Genomic DNA, 23,179 nt, shown 5'->3' with positions numbered 1-23,179 from the left:
GCGTCAACGGCCTGATCGACTTCTCCACAGTGGTGGTCCAGGCCGCCAGACTGGCGCTCAGCACTCCACGACATTGACGGCCAATCCGCCAAGGCTGGTTTCCTTGTACTTTTCGTTCATGTCGAGGCCGGTCTGGCGCATCGTCTCGATCGCCGCATCGAGCGGCACGAAATGAACGCCATCGCCCTTGATGGCCAGCGAAGCGGCGGTCACCGCCTTGACAGCGCCAAGCGCGTTGCGCTCGATGCACGGCACCTGCACCAGGCCGCCGACCGGATCGCAGGTCATGCCGAGATGATGTTCCAGCGCGATTTCGGCAGCGTTCTCGACCTGCTCGGGCGTGCCGCCCATGACGGCGCACAATCCCGCCGCAGCCATCGCCGAAGCCGAACCGACCTCGCCCTGGCAGCCTACCTCGGCCCCCGAGATCGAAGCATTGGTCTTGATGATGCCGCCAACGGCCGCCGCCGTCAGCAGGAAATCGCGGATACTCGGCTGGTCGGCTTCGGGATGGAAATGCAGCCAATAGCGCAACACCGCGGGCAGAGTGCCGGCCGCCCCATTGGTTGGCGCGGTGACGACACGGCCGCCGGCGGCGTTCTCCTCGTTGACCGCCATTGCATAGATCGACAGCCAGTCATTGGCGAGCAGCGGGTTGGGCCGGTTCTGCTGCCATTGCTCCTGCAACTTGTCGTGCAGCATCCGGGCACGGCGGCGCACCTTCAGTCCGCCGGGCATGATGCCGTCTTGCGACAGGCCGCGCTCGATGCATCCCTTCATGGCGCTCCAGATGCCGTCGAGGCCGGCGTCGAGCTCCTCGCGCGACATCTGCGTCTCCTCGTTGACGCGCTTCATCTCGGCGATGGAAAGGCCACTTTTCGCTGCCATTGAGAGCATTTCGACGGCGTTCTTGAACGGATATGGAACCTTCTTGCCTTCGGTTGTCGCCGAGCCCCTCGCCTTCATCCGCTGCAATTCTTCCTCGGAAACGACAAAGCCGCCGCCGATCGAATAGTAGACGCGCCTCAGCAGCAACCGGTCTCCGGCATCATAGGCAGAAAACGCCATGCCATTGGCGTGACCCGGCAGCGGCGTCTTGCGATCCAGCACCAGATCCGTTGCCGGGTCGAAACGATAGGACGGATGGCCGGAGGGCGAAATCCGCTTCTCGGCGGCGATGCGAGCGGCGATGCCGTCGGCGTGGTCAGGATCCACCGTCTGCGGCGTCTGGCCGGCGAGGCCGAGCACCACGGCGCGATCGGAGCCATGGCCGATACCGGTATAGGCGAGCGAGCCATGCAGGCTGGCCGCGATTCGGTCGACCCTGGCGTCGGCCGGACGCGGCCAGTCGTCTCCCGCAATCTCGTCGAGAAACCGCCGCGCAGCCGTCATCGGCCCCATCGTGTGCGAACTCGATGGGCCGATGCCGATCTTGAACAGGTCGAAAACCGAAAGGAACACGTGGGCGTTTTCTCCTGGGACCCTGTTGAGATCTACATATAGGAATTCCCATGATGTTTTCCGCTGTTTTGAAGATCGCGGCGCTGCGCCTGCCGACCTTGTTTGCTCCGGCAGCGACATTCCGGCTTCGGCCATCGAAGCGTCCCCTCCGCCTGTGGTAAAAGCACCGCATGAGCGATTCCTTTCATTTATCGACGGCCGACCTTGCTGCGCTGGGGTTCTTCCTTGCCGCGTGGGTGCTGCATACGCTCGCCGCCGACGGAATGCTGGTCAGCCGCATGTCGCTGACGAGGGCGATGAACGCGCAGCGCGAGGCCTGGATGAGGACCATGGCCGAACGCGAGATCCGCATCGTCGACACCGCCATCATGAGCGGCCTGCAACAGGGGACCGCCTTCTTTGCCTCCAGTTCGCTAATTGCGATCGGCGGCTGTTTTGCCTTGCTCGGCACTTCCGATCAGGTTCTCACTGTGCTGAGCGACCTGCCGTTTGGCGCCACATCCTCACGCGCCGCCTTCCAGACGAAGGTGTTCGGGCTGGTGCTGATCCTGGCCTTTTCCTTCTTCAAGTTCGGCTGGGCTTACCGGCTGTTCAACTATTGCTCGATCCTGATCGGCGCGGTGCCGATTCCGCATGGCGAGGCGTCGCGCAATCCGGTCACCGAAACGGCGGTGTGGCGCGCGGCCCGCATGAACATGCTGGCCGGGAAGCATTTCAATTCCGGGCTGCGCGGCGTGTTCTTCTCGATCGGTTATCTTGGCTGGTTCGTCGATCCCGCCGTTTTCGTGCTATCGACGCTGCTGCTTCTGGCGGTGCTGGTGCGCCGCCAATTTTTCTCGGCGGCGCGGCAGGCGGTGCTCGGTCAGCCGCCTGGCCCGGGAAAAGGCTGATCAATGCGGCCCGACAGCCAATAGGCGACGAGCCCGATCCATTCGCGAATCGCGATGGTCGTGGTCTGCAGCGCTTCGTTGGTAGATTTGCGGAACAGGCTGATACCTTCCTTACCGGAGGTGCGGTAGTCGACCGGCCATGGAACCGTCGGGAAGCCGGCTCTGTCGAACAGCGCCTTGGCGCGCGGCATGTGGAAGGCTGAGGTCACCAGCAGCCAGATCTCGCCGGGTTTCGGCGTAATCAGCCGCTTGGTGAAGACGGCATTCTCGTAGGTGTTGCGTGACTTGTCTTCCAGGATCAGACGATCGGCCGCCACGCCGAGCGCAGTGAGTACGCGTGGCGCCGTGGTTGAGTCGCCTTCGTCCTCACCGATTATTGCAACGGGGCCGCCTGAAATGACGACTCTCGCTGTCGGAAAACGCCGCGCCAGCACGGCTGCCTCGACGATTCGATCGCCACTGGCGTTGAGTTCATAACCGCCGCGAACGAAATTGATGGCGCCGTCCATACCGCCGCCGAGCACAACGATTCCGTCAACCCTTTCCGGCAGGGGTGGCTTAGGGAAACGCTCCTCGAGCGGATTGAGCATCACTGCGCCGAGCGAGGTCCATGCTGACAGTGCCAGGACAAGGAAGGCCAGCACGCTGCCGGTGGCAAATAGCCTTTTGCGCCCGACCAATGCCGCAAGCAATCCAGCCAGCAGCAGGATGATCGCGAGATTAAGCGGCTGGACGAAGAGCCACAGGACCTTGGAGACATAGAAGAACATCCCTCACCCCCTCAGATGAGAAACGATCCTACCACCATTTTTCCGGCTGAAATGTGCCGGCCGCCTGTTCGATGACATGGGCGGTCTGGAACAGCGTTTCCTCGTCGAAAGGCCGGCCGATCAGCTGCAGGCCGAGTGGCAGCCCCTTGGCGTCGAGCCCGGCCGGAACCGCGATGCCGGGCAAGCCGGCCATGTTCACCGTCACCGTAAAGATGTCGTTGAGATACATCTTGACCGGGTCGGCGGCCATGTCTTCGTCTGCGATGCCGAAGGCGGCGGACGGCGTTGCCGGCGTCAGGATGACGTCGACACCTGCGACAAACACATTTTCGAAATCGCGCTTGATCAGGTTACGAACCTTCTGCGCCTGCAGATAGTAGGCATCGTAGTAGCCAGCGGAAAGCACATAGGTGCCGATCATGATGCGGCGCTTGACCTCACGCCCGAAGCCGGCGGCGCGGGTCTTTTCATACATGTCGACAATGTCCTTGCCGGGCACGCGCAATCCATAGCGGACGCCGTCGTAACGGGCGAGGTTGGACGAGGCTTCGGCGGGCGCAACAATGTAATAGGCCGGCAGCGCGTATTTCGTGTGCGGCAGCGAGATGTCGACAATCTCGGCGCCGGCATCCCTCAGCCAGGCAATGCCCTTCTGCCACAACGCCTCGATCTCCTCGGGCATGCCGTCGACACGGTATTCCTTGGGGATGCCGACCTTCATCCCCTTGATCGAGCGGCCGATCGCCGCCTCGTAATCCGGCACCGGCAGGTCGACGGAGGTCGTGTCCTTCGGGTCGACCGAAGCCATCGAGTTCAACAGGATCGCGGCATCGCGCACGTCGCGCGCGATCGGCCCGGCCTGGTCGAGCGACGAGGCGAAGGCGACGACGCCCCAACGCGAGCAGCGGCCATAGGTCGGCTTAATGCCGACCGTGCCGGTGAAGGCGGCGGGCTGGCGGATCGAGCCGCCGGTGTCGGTGGCGGTAGCGCCGGCGCACAGGAAGGCCGAGACGGCTGATGCCGAGCCACCGGACGAACCGCCCGGCACCAGCTGGGCATTGTCCAACGTGCGCGCGGTCCTGGTGCCGCCCGCCGAAACGAAGCCGCCCTCGCCCTGATGTGTCGTCGGCATTACCACCGTGTCGAGCCGCGAACGCCGCCACGGGTTGATGACAGGCCCGTAATACGAGGTCTCGTTGGACGAGCCCATGGCGAACTCGTCCATGTTGAGCTTGCCGAGCATGACGGCGCCATCCGCCCACAGATTGGCGGTGATAGTCGATTCGTAGCGCGGCTTGAACCCGTCAAGCACGTGGCTGCAGGCCTGGGTGTGGACGCCTTCGGTGCCGAACAGATCCTTGATGCCGAGCGGGATACCCTCGAGCGACCCGCCCTCGCCCTTGGCCAGTTTCGCGTCGGAGGCCTTGGCCATGTCGCGCGCTTTGTCGCCAGTGACCACCACATAGGCATTGAGCGCCGGATTGGCTCGCTCGATAGCCGAAAGATAAGCCTCGGTGACTTCGGTGGCGGTGATCTCCCTGGAGCGCAATTTGGCGCGGGCCTGCGAAATCGTCAGCTGGGTCAGGTCGCTCATCAGGCAAGACTCTTTTCGTAAAACACCGACCACTCGGAATTGGGATAATTCAGCACCGGCCCACAGCGCGAAAAACCGGCGCGTTCGTAGACGGTCCAGGCGGCGGGATGACGGTCGCCCGTCTCCAGCACCAGACGCTTCAGCCCTTCTTGGCGCGCCAAGCCCTCAATCCGCTCGACGATCATCGCACCGATTTTGCGGCCGCGATGCGAAGGCCGCGTATACATACGCTTGACCTCGCCGACGACAGCATCGTGGCGCTTCAGCGCGCCGCAACCGATGGCAAGGCCGTTATCGCGGGCGATGAAGACGGTCGTGTCGCGGTCCGCCATCTGCTCGACCGTCAAATGGTAGCAATGCTCCGGCGGCGTCAACTCCAGCAATGTGGCGTTGAGCTCCTCGACCAGCCCACGCACATCGTCCTGCAGCGGCGTCTCCGCGGCGATCTCGATTACCATCGGCCAGCTACTCCACGACCTTTGGCACGAGAAAGAAGTTCTCTTCGGTTGCCGGCGCGTTGGCGACGATGTCGGCTGCCTTGCTGCCGTCGGTGACGACGTCCTGGCGCTTCTTCATTGCCATCGGCGTGACCGAGGTCATCGGCTCGACGCCGGAAACATCGACCTCGTTCAACTGCTCGACAAAGCCCAAAATGGCGTTCAATTCGCCGGTCATGCGCTCTGCATCCTCCTCGCTCACCGCAATGCGGGCAAGGTGCGCGACGCGCTTCACGGTTTTAATATCAACGGACATGTTGTGCCTCGGGGAAAACCAGCGCTATAGCGGCGCAGCGCGTGCCGCGCAACATGCATCGTGCCGACAACTGCCCTACGGCATCGCCACGCCGTCGCAGAGGAAATAGCTGCCACCGTTGCCGCTCTGCTCGCTTTCGTCCGCGGCAGGCCGAACCGAAACCAGGTCGATCTGCTTCGGGTTCATCTGAGTCAGTGAGAGAACATCCGGAAAGACGTAGCCCGGCTCCTGGCAGATGGCGGTCACCGCCCAGCTTGGCGACCGTGTCGCCTTGGTGATCTGCAGGAACTCGCAGTTATATTCGATGCTTTCCAGTCCGTTTGCCGACAGTACGATATTGCCGCCCTCGATCACCGTCTGCAGCGTATCCTTTTTGGCCTGCGCGCAGAGATCCTCCGATTGCAGATAGATGCCCTCGATGAAATCCTCGGCGGCCAGCGCCGGCGATGCGGCAACCAGCATAGAAATGCAAAGAGAGTTTCTCAGACCCATGTCGTCATTCCGGTTCAGCGTTCCTACAGCGTAATCGTCTCGCCGATCTTCGGCAACGCCACTTTCACACCCGATCCGTCCAGCCCGGCCACAAACTTGTCGGCGGTCTGATCTATCATCGGAAATGTGCCGAAGTGAGCGGGAACGACCGTCTCGAACTTGAAGAAACGCTGGCAGGCAAGAGCTGCCACCGCGCCACCCATGGTGAAGCGGTCGCCGATCGGCACGATGCCGATCTTCGGCTCATGCAACTCGTTGATCAGCGCCATATCGGAAAAGATGTCTGTGTCGCCCATATGGTAGAGCGTCTTATCCTCGGGGAAGTGCAGGACGAGCCCGCCCGGATTGCCGAGATAGGTGTTCTGGCCGCTCTCGCCTAGAAAGGACGATGAATGCAGAGCCTGAACGAAAGTGGTGGTGAAGCCGCCGCAATCGACGGTACCGCCGATATTGCCGGGATTGATTTGCTTGTCACTGACGCCTTTGCCGACCAGGTACATGCAAATCTCGAAATTGGCGACAAGCATCGCGCCGCTTTTCTTGAGCACTTCGACGGCGCCGCTGATGTGGTCGCTGTGGCCATGGGTAAGCAACACGTGCGTGACCCCTTCGGCCGGCTCTTCCCAGCCGCCTGTCCATGACGGATTGCCGACCAGATACGGGTCGATGAGGATTTTCGCGCCTTCGATTTCGACGCGGAATGCCGAGTGTCCGTACCAGGTAAGTTTCATCAATGCCTTCCTCGATTTTTGCTTCGGTAGAGGCTAGAACGCCGACGGCGAAATTAAAGTGCCGCGGCATATGTTGCGCGTATAGGAAGTGCGGCGTCGCGGTCAAAGGAAAAGCCGTTGGGCATCATCACGATCGAGGAGTTGCCGGGCCGGCTCGGCGGCGGCAAGACCCTGGCTGGGCTTGACCTCGGCGACAAGACGATCGGCGTGGCGGTTTCGGACCGCGGCTTGTCCTTCGCGCACCCGCGCCCTGTCATCATGCGCAAGAAATTCTCGCTCGATGCCGCGGTGCTGCTCGCTCTGCTGCAGAAGGAAAATGCCGGCGCAGTGGTGATCGGCCTCCCCATCAACATGGACGGCTCGGAAGGCCCACGCGCCCAAAAATCCCGCGCTTTCGTCCGCAACATGGCTGGATTGACCGATCTGCCGTTCGTCTTTTGGGACGAAAGGCTGTCGACGGTGGCGGCCGAGCGGACACTGATCGAGATGGATTTTTCCCGCAAGAAACGCGCCGGCAAGATCGATTCAGCGGCGGCGGCCTTCATCCTGCAGGGTGTTCTCGACCGGCTTCAGGCGCTCGGAGTCGATGCCTGGTCGAAATAGCGATTGCGCGTTGCCTTGATCCAGCTGCCGATCGCCTTGCGGCGGCGAAATGCCCAGAACGCCATCAGCAGTAGGCCGTCGAAGACGCAAGCCTTCGCCACCATGCCCGGGATGAGCGCCGGATCGACGCCGAGCATCTGCCCATAAAGCTGGAAAACGAGATCGTGCAATTGGCGGCTCAGCATGACATAGCCGAAATTGATGTCGTTGAGCGACAGAAAGAACCAGCCCCAGAACAGGAGGAGCGGAGCCGCCCACAGCGCGAACAAGGTGCGCATCAGCGATCGTCCCTCGAATCCGGCCGGCCCGAAATGCGCGCAAGCGAGGAATTGTACGCCGCTGCCTTGGCCATGATATGCGCGGCCGCGCGGATTTCGCCGGTCACTGGAACTGCCGCGGCAGCGGCTGAGCGCCGCTCGGCGAGCATCGCGACATATGACGCCAGAAGTGCCGCCAATTGCACGGCGACAACCATGAACAGCCCATTGATGCCTTGCGCAGCGCCGCCGATGACGATCAACGACAGCACGCCCGAGGCCGAGATGAAGGCGATCCGCACAACACTGTCGGCTGGGTCCGGGTTGGTGGCGTCGCTGGTCAATGCTTCAACAAAGGCCCAGCAGAACAGCACCGCGACGACAAGCAATGCCACGGCGAGCGGCGCCACGACGACGGCGTTTTCAAGATCGGCAAAGCGAGTGTTCTGGACGGGAACGCCGAGCACGCCAAGGGCCGCCGCGACGCCACGATTCCCATCGATGCAGATGAACGCCAGCAGGGCGAAAACGGCCGCCCAATGCAATGCCAGAAAAGAGCTCAAAATATGCCGCATGACGCTCCTGCTTCGCAGGACAAAGACCGCTCAGCCGAACAGTCCTTGCCTTAACCATAACACTGGGCTTTGCCACCGGCCGCCGCAATGGAAACCATTTGTTAAGGTTAACGATCATCCACAGGGCGCGCGAAAAAAAGCGGCTACGACCCGGGCGACGGCACTAGTTGATCGGCGGGTAGAGCGTGTCGATGATCATCCGCGCATCGTGGCGCGAATCGAGCATTCCATAGGTGTTGCGCCACTGGCCGGCGAGGCGCGTCTCGACGAAGGCGTCGGCGATCCGCCCTGCCCCCAGCCTGCGAAGCTCTGCCGCCGCCGCCGACAATGCTAATTGCTCGGTCAACAGCCGCGCTGAGCCCTCGTCGGTTGCAGCGACCTGCATTGCTGCCTTGAGCACGCCGACGGTGCCGCGTCCGCCAGCGCCGAGATCGCGGTCGATGCCGGCCAGCACGTCATCGAACAGGCCTGGCGCGCGGCCGAGCACTCGCAACACGTCGAGCGCCATGACGTTGCCTGAACCCTCCCAGATCGCGTTGACCGGAGCTTCGCGATAGTAGCGGGCGAGCGGCCCCTCCTCGACATAGCCATTGCCGCCGAGGCATTCCATCGCCTCATAGAGCAGCGGCGGCGCAATCTTGCAGACCCAGTATTTGACGACCGGCGTCATGGCGCGGGCGAAGGCCGCCTCGCCGCGGTCGCCGGCCGCCTCGTCGAAGGAGCGCGCCAGCCGGAACGACAGCGCGGTAGCGGCGGCAACGTCGAGCGCCATGTCGGCCAGAACACGCTGCATCAGCGGCTGCTCGATCAGATTGGTTCCGAACACCTGGCGGTGGCGCGTATGGTGGACGGCCTCGGCCAGTCCGGCCCGCATGATCGCCGAGGAGGCGACGGCACAGTCGAGCCGCGTCAGGGTCACCATGTCCATGATCGTCTTCACGCCGGCGCCGGGCTCGCCAACCATCTCGCCGATGGCATTGACGAATTCCACCTCGGAGGACGCATTGGAGCGGTTGCCGAGCTTGTCCTTCAGCCGCTGAAAGCGGAAGCCGTTGCCGGATCCGTCGCCAAGCAAGCGGGGAACGAGAAAGCACGACAGTCCCTCCGGCGCCTGTCCGAGCACCAGGAAGGCATCCGACATCGGCGCCGACATGAACCATTTGTGGCCGGTCAGGCGATAAAAACCGCTGCCGGCGCGCTCGGCCTTGGTGACGTTGGCACGAACATCGGTACCGCCTTGCTTCTCGGTCATGCCCATGCCGAGCGTCAGCCCGGCTTTTTCGACCGGCGGCTTTTGGCCCTGATCGTATTTGCGCGTCGTCACCCGAGGCGCCCATTCGCGAAACAGTTTCGGGCTGGCCATCAGCGCTGCCAGCGAAGCGCTGGTCATGGTGATCGGGCAAAGATGCCCGGTTTCGAGCTCAGCCGTGAGGTAAAAGCGCGCGGCGCGCACCTGGTGGCGGCGGCCGATCTCGGCGTCGCCATTCTCCCAGACCGACGAATGCAGCCCGTTGGCGACCGAGCGGCGCATCAGCGCGTGATAGGCGGGGTGGAACTCGACCTGGTCGATGCGCCGGCCCTGGCGATCATGGGTCCTGAGCTTCGGCGTCTCGACATTGGCAAGACGGGCCAGCTCCTGCGCCTCATGCGTCAAAACGAAACGGCCAAGCCCGTCGAGGTCCTTGCGCACCGGATCGGAAAAGCGCTCGGCAAGCTGGATCAGCAACGGATCGCCCCGCCAGGCGTTGCCGCCGGCCAGCGGCGGCGGCTGGTTGGTCACGTCGTCGGTCACGCTTCGTCCTTATCACCTGAAGTCTGCGAATCCAAAGTCATCGCGGTTTATAGCCTATGGCCGGCGGCGCGCGACGAAAATACCGGGGAGAACCGATCCAATCCCAAGCCGGTGCTTGCAGCCGCGGAGCCTCCCCCCTATAGCAGCGACTTGAGATGACTGACGCATCGTCCCTTCCACTTTATCCCCACCGCCATCTTCTAGGCATCCGCGATCTTTCCCCCGCCGACATCGAGCTTCTGCTCGACCGGGCGGACCGGGCCGTTGCCATCTCGCGGCAATCGGACAAGAAGACATCGACGCTGCGCGGCCGCACCCAGATCAATCTCTTCTACGAAGCCTCGACCCGTACGCAATCGTCGTTCGAGCTGGCCGGCAAACGGCTCGGCGCCGACGTCATGAACATGTCGGTGGCAAGCTCGTCGGTGAAGAAGGGCGAGACGCTGATCGATACCGCGATGACGCTGAACGCCATGCGCCCCGACATATTGATCATCCGCCACCAATCGGCGGGCGCGGCGGCACTTCTTGCTCAAAAGGTCGGCTGCACGGTGGTCAATGCCGGCGACGGCGCTCATGAACATCCAACGCAGGCGCTGCTCGACGCGCTGACCATCCGCCGCGCCAAGGGTCCGTTATCGAAGCTGATCGTGGCGATCTGCGGTGACATCCTGCATTCGCGCGTGGCCCGCTCCAATATCATTCTGCTCAACGCACTCGGTGCCCAAGTACGGGTCGTCGCCCCTTCGACGCTTTTGCCCGCCGGCATCGAGAAGATGGGCGTCATCGTCACCCGCTCGATGGGCGAGGGTCTGAAGGACGCCGACGTGGTGATGATGTTGCGCCTGCAGCGCGAACGCATGGAAGGCGCTTTCGTACCCTCGGTGCGCGAATATTTCCGCTATTTCGGGCTCGACGCCGAGAAGCTGAAAGCGGCCAAGGACGGTGCGCTGGTCATGCATCCCGGCCCGATGAACCGCGGAGTCGAGATCGCCTCCGAGATCGCCGACGGCCCGCAAAGCGTTATCCAGGAACAGGTTGAGATGGGCGTCGCCGTGCGCATGGCGGTGATGGAAGCGCTGCTCGACCCCCGTCGAAACCACGAGGGCCGCGGCGCATGAGCATAACGGTCTTCAGCCGCGCCCGCATCGTCGACCCATCGCGCGGCATCGACGAGATAGGCACCGTCATCGTCGAAGGGCGCAAAATCGTTGCCGCCGGCAAGGCGGCCTTGAACCAGGGCGCGCCCGAAGACGCCACGATCATCGAGTGCGCTGGTAAGGCGATCATCCCCGGCCTGATCGATGCACGTGTCTTCATCGGCGAACCGGGCGGCGAACACCGCGAAACCATCGCATCGGCGAGCATTGCTGCGGCGGCGGGCGGCGTCACCTCAATCGTCATGATGCCCGATACCGACCCGGTGATCGACAATGTCGCACTGGTCGAGTTTGTGCTGCGCACCGCCAAGGACACGGCAATCGTCAACATCTTTCCGGCGGCAGCGATCACCAAGGGGCTGGAAGGCCGCGAGATGACCGAATTCGGCCTATTGCGCGAGGCTGGAGCGGTCGCCTTCACCGACGGGCGGCATTCTATCGCCAGCGCGCTGGTGATGCGTCGCGCGCTGACCTACGCGCGCGATTTCGACGGCGTCATCGCGCATGAAACCCAGGACGCCGATCTCGCCTCGGCCGGCGTGATGAACGAAGGCCTTTACGCAAGCTGGCTTGGCCTTGCCGGCATTCCTCGCGAGGCCGAATCAATCCCCCTGGAGCGCGATCTCGCGCTGGCTCGCCTGACCGGCGGCTCCTATCACGCTGCCAAGATCTCGACGGCTATGGCGGCAGACGCGGTAGCGCGCGCAAAAGCCGACGGCGCCAACGTCACAGCAGGCGTGTCGATCCACAATCTGTCGCTCAACGAGAATGATGTCGGCGAGTACCGCACCTTCTTCCGGCTGACGCCGCCGCTGCGCGCCGAGGAAGACCGGCTGGCGATGATCGAGGCGGTCAAGGACGGCACCATCGACCTCATCGTCTCCTCGCACGACCCACAGGACGTCGACACCAAGCGCCTGCCCTTCGCCGATGCTGCGGCCGGCGCCATCGGGCTGGAAACGCTGCTGGGCGCGGGGCTGCGGCTCTATCACAATGGCGACGTGACGCTGCTCCGGCTGGTCGAGACCTTATCCACCGCGCCGGCAAGATTGTTCAGCCTGCCCGGCGGCACGCTGAAACCGGGGGCTTTGGCCGACCTTGCACTCGTCGATCTGGACGAGCCATGGATCGTCAGCGAGAGCGGCATCCGCTCGCGCTCGAAAAACACCTGTTTCGAAGGCGCGCGGCTGCAAGGCAAAGTCTTGCAAACGATAGTGGCGGGCCGCACAGTGTTTTCGGCCTAGGACGGAACAGGCGTCACGCCTTCAAATCCGTTCAGCCAAGGAAACTTCGGGGGAACAATGGCTTACAGTCCCGTCTTGGCATTGGTGTTCGGCTATCTTCTCGGCTCGATCCCCTTCGGGCTGCTGATCACCCGTGCCGCCGGCCTCGGCGACGTGCGCAACATCGGCTCCGGCAACATCGGCGCCACCAATGTGCTGCGCACCGGCAACAAGGGTCTGGCGGCGGCCACCCTGCTGCTCGACGCCCTTAAAGGCACCGCGGCTGTGCTGATCGCCGGCCGCTTTGCACCTGAGCTCGGACTCTGGGCCGGTTTCGGTGCGTTTCTAGGCCACCTCTTTCCGGTCTGGCTCGGCTTCAAGGGCGGCAAGGGTGTCGCCACCTACCTCGGCGTGCTGATCGGCCTTGCCTGGCAGGTGGCGGTGATCTTCGCCGTTGTCTGGCTCGCGGTGGCTTTCCTGTTCCGCTACTCCTCGCTGGCGGCATTGACGGCAGCGGTCGTCGTGCCAGTGGCCTTGTACTTCCTGAGCACGCCGCAGATTGCCGGGCTTTTCGCGGCGATGAGCCTGATCGTCATCCTGAAACATCGCGCCAACATTGCGCGGCTGCTTGCCGGCACCGAGGGTAAGATCGGGGCAAAGGAGTGAGCGAGCCCGCCGCCGGGCCGCGCCTCAGCGACCGGCAGCGGCTGAGCTGGCTTCGCCTGATCCGCACGCCGAATGTCGGCCCGGCTTCCTTTCGCGACCTGATCAACCGGTTCGGTTCGGCCGAAGCAGCGCTTGCGATGCTGCCGGAGCTGATGATTTCGGGTGGCGCCAAAAAAATCGTCCGCATTCCGTCCATTGCCGAGGCCGAGGCCGAGCTGGAGGCAGCCAGGCGGGCGGGCGCCCGCTTCGTCGGCATCGGCGAGGCGGATTATCCGCCGCTGATGAAGAGCATGGACCATCCGCCGCCGTTGCTCGCGGTCAGGGGCAGTAGTGCGGTTTTCCGCTTGCCCGCGGTCGCCATCGTCGGCGCTCGCAACGCCTCGCTGGCCGGCATCAAAATGGCCCGGATGCTGGCGGCGGATCTCGGCCGCGACGGCTATGGCATCGTCTCCGGCTTGGCGCGCGGCATCGATACGGCCGCGCACCAGGGCAGCCTTTCGACCGGCACGATCGGTGTGCTCGCCGGCGGCCTCGATTTGCCCTACCCGCCCGAAAATGCCGGGCTGTGCGACGAGATTGCCGAGCGCGGTGGCGCCATCGTCTCGGAAATGCCGTTTGGCTGGCAGCCGCGCGCGCAGGATTTTCCGCGCCGCAACCGGCTTGTTGCTGGCGCCGCATTGGGATTGGTGGTGGTCGAGGCCGCACAGCGCTCCGGCTCGCTGATCAGCGCCCGGCTTGCCGGCGAGATGGGCCGACTGGTCTTCGCCGTTCCCGGTTCGCCGCTCGATCCGCGCGCCGCCGGCACCAATGGCCTGCTCAAGGACGGCGCCACCCTTGTCACCGAGGCCGCCGATGTCACCAGTGCGATCGCGCCGCTGGTCGGCGCCTGGGCGCCAAGGACATCGCCGCTTGAAGAGCCGCCCGACTTTTCGGCAACGCCGCCGCCGCGCGAGGACGACCGCGACCGCGTCGTCGAGGCACTCGGCCCGACGCCGGTAGCAGTCGACGAGATCATCCGCCACACCGGCCTGCATCCCGCCCAAGTGTTCATGGTGCTGCTGGAGCTCGACCTCGCCGGCCGGCTCGAACGCCATGCCGGCGGTGGTGTCTCGCTGATTTGACCGGGAGCTTGCGCATGTCCCGGCGCGCATTCAGACGTGATTTCATGACCGATCTAAGCAACAAACCAAAGCGGACGCTGTTCACTCGTAAGACGGCCTTCGTTTGGGCGGCATTGAGCGTCGTGCTGGCGCTGCAATGGTCGATGGATCTCGGCACGCTGGGTTTTCCCGACAGCTATACAACGCCCTTCGCAAGAGGGACGAGTACGCTTGTGGGCATTCTGACGGCAGCCTGCATGGCCCAGGGTCTCTACTTTTTCCTGGCCGGCGTGTTCGGCAGAAGGTAAGCGCCGTCGGTCTTTGCCCGCAAATCCTTGCCGCAGCGGTTCTCACGGTGGTGCCGGCGCTTATCGTGAAGGATTGTCCGCATTCGCAGCTGTGCAGCAGAGCCTATGAGGCGCTCACCGGCACGATGATGGACGATGGGGCGGGTGGTTAGCGGAAGACTCCGCGCCGGCAACGCCGCGGGCCCAGAGAGAAACCTCGCGTTGACGGCATGTTCCACATGTCGTCGATCTCCTGCAGTCCCACCATATGCGCTTGCCGGACGGCACTGAACATAGTGTGCCGGGCTCTTGCTAAGCAAGCACAGAGAATGCAGAGGGTCAGGAAACTATCGATGGTGCGGCGATAGCTCCAGCAAGGTATTCCTTCGCGGTCGCTCGCAAGCGATCGGCGTGATCGTAGATTTCGTCCAACGAGTCGATCTTGACTTTGTCTTCCTTCTCGCCATCGAAAAGCCCGAGATATTTTACGGTCCTGTTGAACCATAGTCGGGCCAATGGCTTGCGATTGTTGTTGTCGACAAGGATACCGCAATAGCTCTTCTGGTCGCGCATGATTACCCTTGCCGGTTTCAGAAGGTCGCGAACGATTGCGCGGACGACCATAAACCCCTCGCGTTCGTCCTCAGTAGTGACGACTTCTTCTTCGGCGCCAATTCCGTCCGTGCCAATCTCCGAAACCTCAGTTTCAGCCAACGCAGTGGATAGACGCGACTGGACGGATTCCCGAACAATCTCGCGAAAAGCTGCTTTGACCATAGGTGTGAATTGCTCCTTAACTTGGCCCGTGAATCGACCCTGGTAAAGTCCAACTGTCACCATCCGAACAAAATCCTCAGGCGGATTCTCCATCACACTCCCAATCTCTTTCTTGATTGCAGAAGTGTATTTTAATCGATGAGCGGACTGGAGGATTCCATCTACGTTGAAATCAGCTTTCGCGAATTTCTTCAGTTCTGATGTCAATTGACCTTGTAGGTCTGAGAGGTCGAATGTGAGGAACGGACGATCATCGAGCTTGTTCGGTGCAACCAGGTCGGTGTGGAAGTGAAAGGCGCGGCCATTTGTCAGGATAGCAAATTTGGCGTTGGTGACGGAAAAGTATCGGTACAGCTGCGCGAGATGCACTCGATCGAGTACTGTGGTGATCGGTTTGCATTCGACAAGAATCCTGATCTCCCCGTCGATTTTGATGGCGTAGTCTACTTTCTCCCCTTTCTTTCCAACTGCGTCGGCGCAGAACTCGGGGATGACCTCATCAGGATTGAAAACGTCGTAATCTAAAGCTGCCAAAAACGGCAGTACTATTGCCGTCTTTAAGGCCTCCTCGGTAAGCATTGCGCTGGAATGCGTTTTAATACGGTCGGCCAGAACACGGAGTTTTTCTTCAACACTCATAATCCCCTCCCTCGAATGTTGACGGAGGATCGTGCAAAAGAGCCGTTTGCGCAAGTCGATCTGAGCTTTAGGGGCTTGCAGCGTGCTAGATAGGTGAAACGTCCGTTGCCGCACGCCCATCGCCGGTCAACCGTTTCGCCGCCTGGCAAGCATTCGACAATATGCTCCCCGCCAACCATTGAGTCCGTTCAAAGAACTTTTTGAAGCCTGCGCTGGTCGCATCTTTGGTCGCCGGCGCTCGGGTTCGCCGCCTAGATTCTGGTGAGACGCACCCCTATAGTTTCGACGAGTCGCAAGGGAGGACTGGCTATTGGACAGCAATTTTCAAATTTTCATTAGCTATGCCAAGCCGGATCGCGAGGCCGCTGGTGAGTTGTACGACTGGCTTAAGCAAAACGGTTTTGACAGCTGGATCGACTTCAAGAAAATCAAGGGCGGGCAAAATTGGGATTTTGAAATTAAACGCGCCCTGGATAGATCAGGCATTATAGTAATTCTTTGGTCGAAAAATTCTCGCGACCGCAGAGGTTATATCCAACGGGAGCTAAGAATTTCCTTGGACAAATACCAAGAGAAGTTGATTGATGACATTTTTATTATCCCCGTAATTCTTGACGAAAGTCCTATTCCTGACCAACTGAAGGGTATTCAAGCTTTGTTCGCCAGCCAATCTGGGTTCAAAGAGGCGTTATCCGACGCGATAGCGCACCAGATCGAGCGATTGGGTGGTGAGCGGGAGCGCGTGCAGTTGGATCAGGAAATCACCTGGCACCCCACTTTGATAAAGGAAGAGTGGGAGGGAATGCCCGGTTATTCCGTTGAACTTCAAATATTAGAATTCTCCTCCACGACAATTCCAAACATCATACAAATCGGCCAGCATGTTAAAGGTGTATTGCTCGAACACTTATTTTCCAATCGCCGAACTAAATTCGAGCAGGACTCAGCTTCTTACAATTATGCCCAGGATAAATGGTCTCGGACGAACACTTTCGATGCCCGCTGCGGTGACCCCGTGTTTTGCCACAAAGTCCTGACCCTTCTATATCGCATTAATTGGTATGGTGCCGGAGCAGCGCACCCTACGCACGGCCATAGAACTTTGGCGTTTCTGCTCGAACCACTTATCAGAATCGACTCGCTCGAAAGCATTTTCGTTACGCCAGACCTGGCGTTTCCAATTTTACAGAAGGAAATCCGTAAGCGGCTGGTAAATTACAATCCGGGGGGAAACGAGGAGCCAGAGCCCGGCGAAACGGTCGGTCTTGAGGAGGAGTGGGTAAACGGGGGAACTGAGAAGTGGTCCGACTTCGGATCATTCGCTTTCAGCGAGAACAGCCTTGATATTCACTTCTCCTCCTATCAAGTCGCGTCCTACGCAGATGGCACGCCTCACGTCTCAATTCCTTACCCCCTAATCGTAAAAATGATGCGCCAAGAGTATATCATCGCCCTCAACCTGACGAGATACACCTACGACTAGCGCCGCTCTGCCGTGAGCCATCTCGGCAGCTCGCCTGAAGTTGTTACCTATTCGCCATTGAGATCCGCAAATTCAGCAAGACCGGCAGAAAGCTAAGCTATTGATTTTATTGATGGTGAGCGCGATGGGATTCGAACCCATGACCTACTGATTAAAAGTCAGTTGCTCTACCGGCTGAGCTACGCGCTCCCGCGGGCTCAGAAAGGCCGCCCTCGAAATTGCGCGGAACATAGGGAGAGTGCCTCTGCCGGTCAACCGGAAAAAGACGGCTCGCAAACCAGACTGTCCTGCAGTGTCATCATGCCTTGCGGAGCGCTTCGGCGTCGACGGAACGGCCTCGTTCTCGCGCAAGACCGAAGCTCGCCCTCTATGCCGACAAAGGCAAGCAGCAAATCGGAAGAACCTTTGCGGATCAGCAACTTGGGATTTTTGGCGGAACAATTTGCGCAGCCTGCCCGTTTCCCGCGATAAGGGACATGCGTTTCAAGGAGAAGACCATGAATAGGATCATGTCGGGCCTGCTGGCGACCACTCTTTCGATCTCATTCGCTGCCGCGGAGATCGTGCCAGTCAACGCTCAGCCCAGCTATGCGCCCCCGGCCCAGGGGATCACCTCGAATGTCCAGACCGTCCAGTACGAGCCGTGGCGGAGGCACCGGAGTTTCAACCGCGATTTCTCGCGTCGCGATTTCTCCCGGCGCAGTTTTGCGCGTGACGATGGCATGTATTGGCGTGGCCATCGCGGCTATCGCGAATATCGTCGCGGCTATCGCCGTCACGGTGACTACTGGTTCCCGCTGGCCGCCTTCGCCACCGGAGCGCTGATTACGGGCGCCATCGTCAACAGCCAGAATCGTGTCTATCGTGGCGATGCCCACGTGCAGTGGTGCTACGACCGTTATCGGAGCTATCGCGCTTCTGACAACACTTACCAGCCCAACTACGGTCCGCGCCGGCAGTGCCGGTCGCCTTACTGAGTCCTAAAGCGCGTCGCGTTCGATCGGCCTCATGCGACGCGCTATCGCAAAACCGCTGTTTGCGCGACATGCATTAGATTAGAGGCTGCAGGCCCGCGCCCGAAACGGCGCGGGTGTTTCATTAGTGCGTATCCGGTGGCATCCCTGCCTATTGCGTACTTAGCGTCCTGCGCACAGCGTGGCGCCAACCGGCCAGCTTGGCCGCACGTGTCGAAGCATCCATGTCCGGCTTGAACCGGCGCTCGAGCGCCCAACTCCTGGCGAATTCCCGCGCCTTCGGCCAGACACCGGCCTTCGAGCCGGCCAGCCATGCCGCACCAAGCGCGGTCGTCTCGAGAATTGTCGGCCGGTCTACCGGCGCATCGAGAATGTCGGCCAGCCGCTGCATGGTCCAGTCCGACGCCACCATGCCGCCATCGACCCTGAGCACGGTCTTGGCCGAGGCGGCCTTCCAGTCCTTGCGCATGGCGTCAAGCAGGTCGCGTGTTTGGAACGCAACGGATTCCAGTGCCGCGCGGGCAAATTCCGCCGGCCCCGAATTGCGGGTCAGCCCGAAGATGGCGCCGCGCGCTTCGGCATCCCAATGGGGCGCGCCGAGCCCGACGAAAGCAGGCACCAGATAGACGTTCTGCGTCGGATCGGCTTCCGCTGCCAATTTGCCGCTCTGCTCGGCCTTGCCGATCACCTTGATGCCGTCGCGCAGCCATTGCACGGCGGCGCCGGCGATAAAGATCGAGCCTTCCAGCGCGTAGGTGGTCTTGCCGTTCAGCCTGTAGGCGATGGTGGTCAAAAGCCGGTTCTTCGAACGCACCAGATCGCTGCCGGTGTTGAGCAGCGCAAAGCAACCGGTGCCGTAGGTCGACTTCATCATGCCTGGCTCGAAACAGGCCTGGCCGATGGCCGCCGCATGCTGGTCGCCGGCCACACCGAGGATTCTGATCTCCGCGCCAAACAGGCTTTTGTCCGTGATTCCAAAATCATCGGCACAATCTTTCACCTGTGGCAGCATTCTTGCCGGTATGCCGAGAATGGCCAGCAGCTCGTCATCCCAGGCGTTTTGTTCGATGTTGTAGACCAGCGTGCGCGAGGCATTGGTGGCGTCAGTGGCGTGGATCTTGCCGCCGGTCAGCCGCCAGATCAAGAAACTGTCGATGGTGCCGGCCAGCAGTTCGCCCTTCTCGGCGCGCTTTCTGGCACCCTTCACCTTGTCCAGCATCCAGGCGATCTTGGTGCCGGAGAAATAGGGATCGAGTAGCAGGCCGGTCTTTTTTGTGAATTTCTTCTCCAGCCCCAGCTTCTTCAGTTTCTGGCATAGCGGCGCGGTGCGGCGGTCCTGCCAGACAATCGCATTGTGGATCGGCTTGCCGGTCTCTTTGTCCCAGATGACGACGGTTTCGCGCTGGTTGGTAATGCCGATCGCGGCGACTTCGGCTGCGTTGCGGCCAGCTGTCTTCAGCGCGGCCTTCACCGTTTCCACGACGCTTGCCCATATCTCCTCGGGATCGTGCTCGACCCAGCCGGAGGCCGGATAATATTGAGTGAATTCCTTTTGCCCGCTGCCGACGACCTTCATCTTGTCGGCGAACAGGATCGCCCGGCTCGATGTCGTCCCCTGGTCGATTGCAAGGATGTATCCGGTCATTCTCTCTCCCGTCGAAGCGAATTCAAAGGTGCTACGGTGTCTCGACGCCAGACGGCGCGGAGCCGTTCACGCAAACAGGGGAGACGGCAACATGCCGCCTCCCCTGAGCATGGCGATGCGGGCGCGGACGCCCGCATCAAACGGTCCTATTGCTGCCAGCTCTTCACCAGCTCGTCGTAGTTGATGGTGACCGGCTTTTCCTTCTCGTTCTCGATCTTGAGCTGAGGAGCGAGATTGCCCTTCTTGACCGCGTCGGCGTTCCAGTAGGCGAGGTCATGCTCTTCGGCCATCTTCGGGCCAATATCGCCCTGGACGCCCGACTTCTCGATGCGGCTCATCACCTTTTCCTGCTCGGCGCAGAGCGAGTCCATCGCTTCCTGCGGGCTCTTGGCGCCCGACGAAGCATCGCCGATCGCCTGCCACCAGAGCTGTGCCAGCTTCGGATAGTCCGGCACGTTGGTGCCGGTCGGCGACCACTGGACGCGCGCCGGCGAGCGGTAGAACTCGATCAAGCCGCCGAGCTTTGGCGCACGTTCGGTGAAGCTCTTGTCGTGGATCGTGCTCTCGCGGATGAAGGTCAGGCCGACATGGCTCTTCTTCACGTCGACCGTCTTCGAGGTGACGAACTGCGCGTAGAGCCAGGCGGCCTTGGCGCGGTCGGTCGGCGTCGACTTCATCAGCGTCCAGGAACCGACGTCCTGATAGCCGAGCTTCATGCCGTCCTTCCAGTAGACGCCATGCGGCGACGGCGCCATGCGCCACTTCGGCGTGCCGTCGTCGTTCAGCACGGCCTTGGCGCTGGCGTCGACCATGCTGGCGGTGAAGGCGGTGTACCAGAAGATCTGCTGGGCAACCGCGCCCTGCGCCGGAACTGGCCCCGATTCGGAGAAGGTCATGCCTTGGGCTTCCGCCGGTGCATAGGCCTTCAGCCAATCGAGATACTTCTGGATGGAGTAGACGGAAGCCGGACCATTGGTGTCGCCGCCGCGCGCCGTGCAGGAACCGACCGGACGCGAATTCTCGTCGACCTTGATGCCCCATTCGTCGACGGGCAGACCGTTCGGAATGCCCTTGTCGCCATTGCCGGCCATCGACAGCCAGGCGTCGGTGAACCGCCAGCCGAGCGACGGGTCCTTCTTGCCATAGTCCATATGGCCGTAGACCTTCTTGCCGTCGATCTCACGCCCGGTGAAGAACGCTGCAATGTCCTCATAGGCCGACCAATTCACCGGCACGCCGAGGTCGTAGCCGTATTTGGCCTTGAAGTCCGCCTTGTTCTTCTCGTCGTTGAACCAGTCGTAACGGAACCAGTAGAGGTTCGCGAACTGCTGGTCAGGAAGCTGGTAGAGTTTCTTGTCGGGCGCGGTGGTGAACGAGGTGCCGATGAAATCCTTCAGGTCGAGATTCGGATTGGTGACATCCTTGCCGTCGCCTGCCATCCAGTCGGTCAGGTTGCGCACCTGCTGGTAGCGCCAGTGCGTGCCGATCAGATCGGAATCGTTGACCCAGCCGTCATAGAGGTTCTGGCCGGTCTGCATCTGGGTCTGGATCTTCTCGACAACGTCGCCTTCCTGGGTGACGTCGTGCGTAACCTTGATGCCGGTGATGGCTGTAAAGGCCGGCGCCAGCACCTGCGATTCATACTGATGCGTGGCGATGGTTTCGGAAACCACCTTGATATCCATGCCGGCGAAAGGTTTCGCGGCATCGATGAACCATTGCATTTCGGCTTCCTGGCCGGCGCGGTCGAGCGTCGACAGGTCGCCGATTTCCTTGTCCAGGAAGGCCTTGGCCTCGTCCATTCCGGCATAGGCGTTGCTTGCCCCGAGCAACAGGACAAGCGCAGTTGTTGATGTCAAGAATTGCCGTCGCATGTATTTCCTCCACTGTTAAGTTCAAAGTGCGATCTGGATCGGCGGCCGGCACGCCGCCGTTCCAACAGTTTCCCCCTCTATACGTAGCGGAACACGCCGACGGCGTAGACCACGGAGAGAGCGAGAGCCCACCACAGATTGGGTCCGACTAGACCCAGCCAAGCGAGATGGATAAAGGCACTGCCAAGCAGCGACAGGAACAAGCGGTCGCCGCGCGTCGTTTCGAAGCGCAGCACGCCGACGCGCGGATTGCCGCCCGGCGAGACGTATTCCCACACCGCCATGCCGCAAAGCAGCAGAAAGATGGTTCCAAAGAAGGCCGCGGTCGGCCACGTCCACGCCATCCACGAAAAATCGAGGTTGGACGAGAGGTTAAATCCCCACAGGCGGATATTGGCCGGATCGCTGAAGCCTACCGTTATTGCCACGAAATCGATTTGAAGGGCCACCCAGGCCACGACGACCAGGGCGAGAAACAGCACGGCCCACCACCATGGGCTTCTGTCGACCTGCTCCATCATACCCTCCCCAGGGCAAAGCCCTTGGCGATGTAGTTGCGCACAAACCAGATGACGAGCGCGCCGGGAATCAGCGTCAGCACGCCGGCTGCGGCGAGCAGCCCCCAATCCATGCCGGCGGCCGAAACGGTGCGGGTCATGGTCGCGGCGATCGGCTTGGCGTCCGTGGTCGTCAGCGTGCGGGCGATCAGCAGCTCGACCCACGAGAACATGAAGCAGAAGAAGCACGCCACGCCGATGCCGCTCGCAATCAGCGGCATGAAGATCTTGATGAAGAAGCGCGGGAACGAATAGCCGTCGATATAGGCGGTCTCATCGATCTCCTTCGGCACCCCCGACATGAAGCCTTCGAGGATCCACACCGCCAGCGGCACGTTGAACAGGCAATGCGCCAGAGCCACGGCGATATGGGTGTCGATAAGGCCGAAGGCCGAATAAAGCTGGAAGAATGGCAGCGCGAACACCGCCGGCGGCGCCATGCGGTTGGTCAGCAGCCAGAAGAACAGATGCTTGTCGCCGAGGAAGCGATAGCGCGAAAAAGCATAGGCAGCAGGCAGTGCTGCGGCCACCGAAATCACCATGTTCATAACCACATAGGTGATCGAGTTGATGTAGCCCGAATACCAGGACGCGTCGGTGAAGATGGTGCGGTAATTCGCCAATGTCGGTGCGTGCGGGTAGAGCGTCAGCGACGAGACGATCTCGCCATTGGTCTTGAAGCTCATATTGATGAGCCAGTAGATCGGCAAAAGCAGAACGATGATGTAGAGCGTCGGCACGATCCACCACCAACGCGACTCCTCGCCGCGACGGCGCATCAGCCGTGCGATCTCGTCCTGCCGCAGCGTGCTGGCTAATCCTTGCGAAGCTGTCGTCTCGCTCACTCTGTCGGCTCTTTCGTCAGCGCGGCTCATC

24 protein-coding genes and 1 tRNA gene are annotated in these 23,179 nt (G+C 61.4%); 9 read left to right on the top strand and 16 right to left on the bottom strand.

All coding sequences use genetic code 11. The features are described from left to right. Window positions 1–57: 57 nt before the first annotated feature. On the bottom strand, window positions 58–1,461 hold the full coding sequence (locus NKJ93_RS01380; protein WP_352587125.1) for an L-serine ammonia-lyase: 1,404 nt from the start codon (window positions 1,459–1,461) through the stop codon (window positions 58–60). Between the two features lie 170 nt (window positions 1,462–1,631). Between NKJ93_RS01380 and NKJ93_RS01375 the strand changes: the two genes are divergently transcribed. Further along, window positions 1,632–2,351 (top strand): DUF599 domain-containing protein, encoded by a 720-nt coding sequence (locus tag NKJ93_RS01375; protein ID WP_023717752.1) that lies wholly within the window; start codon window positions 1,632–1,634, stop codon window positions 2,349–2,351. On the opposite strand, the gene NKJ93_RS01370 is transcribed toward NKJ93_RS01375, so the two are convergent. From NKJ93_RS01370 to NKJ93_RS01345, 6 genes are all read right to left on the bottom strand, one after another. Further along, the gene (locus tag NKJ93_RS01370; RefSeq protein WP_023717753.1) at window positions 2,324–3,121 is read right to left on the bottom strand and encodes a YdcF family protein; all 798 of its coding nucleotides are present in this window, start codon (window positions 3,119–3,121) and stop codon (window positions 2,324–2,326) included. The two genes, NKJ93_RS01375 and NKJ93_RS01370, sit on opposite strands and share 28 nt — an antisense overlap. 28 nt (window positions 3,122–3,149) lie before the next feature. Next, on the bottom strand, window positions 3,150–4,715 hold the full coding sequence (locus NKJ93_RS01365; RefSeq protein WP_352587122.1) for an amidase: 1,566 nt from the start codon (window positions 4,713–4,715) through the stop codon (window positions 3,150–3,152). After that, window positions 4,715–5,173, bottom strand: a complete 459-nt coding sequence (locus NKJ93_RS01360; protein WP_352482278.1) for a GNAT family N-acetyltransferase — start codon at window positions 5,171–5,173, stop codon at window positions 4,715–4,717. Before NKJ93_RS01360 ends, NKJ93_RS01365 begins: the two co-directional genes overlap by 1 nt. A gap of 7 nt (window positions 5,174–5,180) precedes the next feature. After that, a complete protein-coding gene (gene gatC, locus NKJ93_RS01355; RefSeq protein ID WP_023717756.1) occupies window positions 5,181–5,468 on the bottom strand; it encodes an Asp-tRNA(Asn)/Glu-tRNA(Gln) amidotransferase subunit GatC in 288 nt (95 codons plus the stop codon). Between the two features lie 75 nt (window positions 5,469–5,543). After that, a complete protein-coding gene (locus tag NKJ93_RS01350) occupies window positions 5,544–5,960 on the bottom strand; it encodes a hypothetical protein (protein WP_023717757.1) in 417 nt (138 codons plus the stop codon). Window positions 5,961–5,983: 23 nt separating this feature from the next. Further along, entirely contained in the window at window positions 5,984–6,691 is a 708-nt protein-coding gene (locus NKJ93_RS01345; protein ID WP_023717758.1) for a metal-dependent hydrolase, read from the bottom strand. A gap of 117 nt (window positions 6,692–6,808) precedes the next feature. On the opposite strand from NKJ93_RS01345, the gene ruvX reads away from it, so the two are divergent. Beyond that, a complete protein-coding gene (gene ruvX / locus NKJ93_RS01340; protein ID WP_023717759.1) occupies window positions 6,809–7,294 on the top strand; it encodes a Holliday junction resolvase RuvX in 486 nt (161 codons plus the stop codon). On the opposite strand, the gene NKJ93_RS01335 is transcribed toward ruvX, so the two are convergent. The 3 genes from NKJ93_RS01335 to NKJ93_RS01325 form a co-directional block, all read right to left on the bottom strand. Continuing rightward, complete coding sequence (locus NKJ93_RS01335) at window positions 7,261–7,572, bottom strand: DUF6105 family protein (protein WP_023717760.1); 312 nt, start codon at window positions 7,570–7,572, stop codon at window positions 7,261–7,263. The two genes, ruvX and NKJ93_RS01335, sit on opposite strands and share 34 nt — an antisense overlap. Then, window positions 7,572–8,126 carry a hypothetical protein gene (locus tag NKJ93_RS01330; protein ID WP_023717761.1) on the bottom strand — a complete coding sequence of 185 codons (555 nt, stop codon included), beginning with the start codon at window positions 8,124–8,126 and terminating at the stop codon, window positions 7,572–7,574. The genes NKJ93_RS01335 and NKJ93_RS01330 overlap by 1 nt, the downstream gene beginning before the upstream one ends. Before the next feature lie 163 nt (window positions 8,127–8,289). Beyond that, a complete protein-coding gene (locus NKJ93_RS01325; RefSeq protein ID WP_023717762.1) occupies window positions 8,290–9,918 on the bottom strand; it encodes a DNA alkylation response protein in 1,629 nt (542 codons plus the stop codon). Between the two features lie 155 nt (window positions 9,919–10,073). On the opposite strand from NKJ93_RS01325, the gene NKJ93_RS01320 reads away from it, so the two are divergent. From NKJ93_RS01320 to NKJ93_RS01300, 5 genes are read left to right on the top strand one after another with little or no spacing between them, the layout of a single operon-like run. After that, window positions 10,074–11,039 (top strand): aspartate carbamoyltransferase catalytic subunit, encoded by a 966-nt coding sequence (locus NKJ93_RS01320; protein WP_352587119.1) that lies wholly within the window; start codon window positions 10,074–10,076, stop codon window positions 11,037–11,039. Continuing rightward, window positions 11,036–12,322 carry a dihydroorotase gene (locus NKJ93_RS01315; RefSeq protein WP_352587116.1) on the top strand — a complete coding sequence of 429 codons (1,287 nt, stop codon included), beginning with the start codon at window positions 11,036–11,038 and terminating at the stop codon, window positions 12,320–12,322. Before NKJ93_RS01320 ends, NKJ93_RS01315 begins: the two co-directional genes overlap by 4 nt. Window positions 12,323–12,379: 57 nt before the next feature. After that, a complete protein-coding gene (plsY, locus tag NKJ93_RS01310) occupies window positions 12,380–12,967 on the top strand; it encodes a glycerol-3-phosphate 1-O-acyltransferase PlsY (protein ID WP_352587113.1) in 588 nt (195 codons plus the stop codon). After that, the gene (dprA, locus tag NKJ93_RS01305) at window positions 12,964–14,088 is read left to right on the top strand and encodes a DNA-processing protein DprA (protein WP_352587110.1); all 1,125 of its coding nucleotides are present in this window, start codon (window positions 12,964–12,966) and stop codon (window positions 14,086–14,088) included. Before plsY ends, dprA begins: the two co-directional genes overlap by 4 nt. Window positions 14,089–14,132: 44 nt before the next feature. Continuing rightward, entirely contained in the window at window positions 14,133–14,375 is a 243-nt protein-coding gene (locus NKJ93_RS01300; RefSeq protein ID WP_352587107.1) for a hypothetical protein, read from the top strand. A 318-nt stretch (window positions 14,376–14,693) separates the two neighbouring features. Here the strand turns inward: NKJ93_RS01300 and NKJ93_RS01295 are convergent, their stop codons facing one another. After that, the gene (locus NKJ93_RS01295) at window positions 14,694–15,770 is read right to left on the bottom strand and encodes a type I restriction enzyme HsdR N-terminal domain-containing protein (RefSeq protein ID WP_352502365.1); all 1,077 of its coding nucleotides are present in this window, start codon (window positions 15,768–15,770) and stop codon (window positions 14,694–14,696) included. Window positions 15,771–16,080: 310 nt separating this feature from the next. Here NKJ93_RS01295 and NKJ93_RS01290 point away from each other — a divergent pair, with 310 nt between their 5' ends. Beyond that, window positions 16,081–17,253 (top strand): TIR domain-containing protein, encoded by a 1,173-nt coding sequence (locus tag NKJ93_RS01290; protein WP_352587104.1) that lies wholly within the window; start codon window positions 16,081–16,083, stop codon window positions 17,251–17,253. 113 nt (window positions 17,254–17,366) lie between these two features. Here the strand turns inward: NKJ93_RS01290 and NKJ93_RS01285 are convergent. Beyond that, a tRNA-Lys gene (locus tag NKJ93_RS01285) sits at window positions 17,367–17,442 on the bottom strand. Window positions 17,443–17,750: 308 nt separating this feature from the next. Between NKJ93_RS01285 and NKJ93_RS01280 the strand changes: the two genes are divergently transcribed. Beyond that, entirely contained in the window at window positions 17,751–18,230 is a 480-nt protein-coding gene (locus tag NKJ93_RS01280; RefSeq protein ID WP_023717768.1) for a BA14K family protein, read from the top strand. Between the two features lie 148 nt (window positions 18,231–18,378). Here NKJ93_RS01280 and glpK read toward each other — a convergent pair whose 3' ends face one another. From glpK to NKJ93_RS01260, 4 genes are all read right to left on the bottom strand, one after another. Next, window positions 18,379–19,872 (bottom strand): glycerol kinase GlpK, encoded by a 1,494-nt coding sequence (gene glpK / locus NKJ93_RS01275; RefSeq protein ID WP_352587102.1) that lies wholly within the window; start codon window positions 19,870–19,872, stop codon window positions 18,379–18,381. A 146-nt stretch (window positions 19,873–20,018) separates the two neighbouring features. Next, window positions 20,019–21,746 carry an ABC transporter substrate-binding protein gene (locus NKJ93_RS01270; RefSeq protein WP_023717770.1) on the bottom strand — a complete coding sequence of 576 codons (1,728 nt, stop codon included), beginning with the start codon at window positions 21,744–21,746 and terminating at the stop codon, window positions 20,019–20,021. A gap of 77 nt (window positions 21,747–21,823) precedes the next feature. Continuing rightward, window positions 21,824–22,090, bottom strand: coding sequence for a DUF2160 domain-containing protein (locus tag NKJ93_RS01265; protein ID WP_031193610.1), 267 nt, complete (start codon window positions 22,088–22,090; stop codon window positions 21,824–21,826). 173 nt (window positions 22,091–22,263) lie between these two features. Further along, entirely contained in the window at window positions 22,264–23,178 is a 915-nt protein-coding gene (locus tag NKJ93_RS01260; RefSeq protein WP_023717772.1) for a carbohydrate ABC transporter permease, read from the bottom strand. Window position 23,179: the final 1 nt, after the last annotated feature.

It is taken from the genome of Mesorhizobium sp. M0028 (genome assembly GCF_040323855.1).
Classification (GTDB): domain Bacteria; phylum Pseudomonadota; class Alphaproteobacteria; order Rhizobiales; family Rhizobiaceae; genus Mesorhizobium.
The sequence above is the reverse complement of the archived record's forward strand: the minus strand, read 5'-3'. Positions and strand labels throughout refer to the sequence as shown.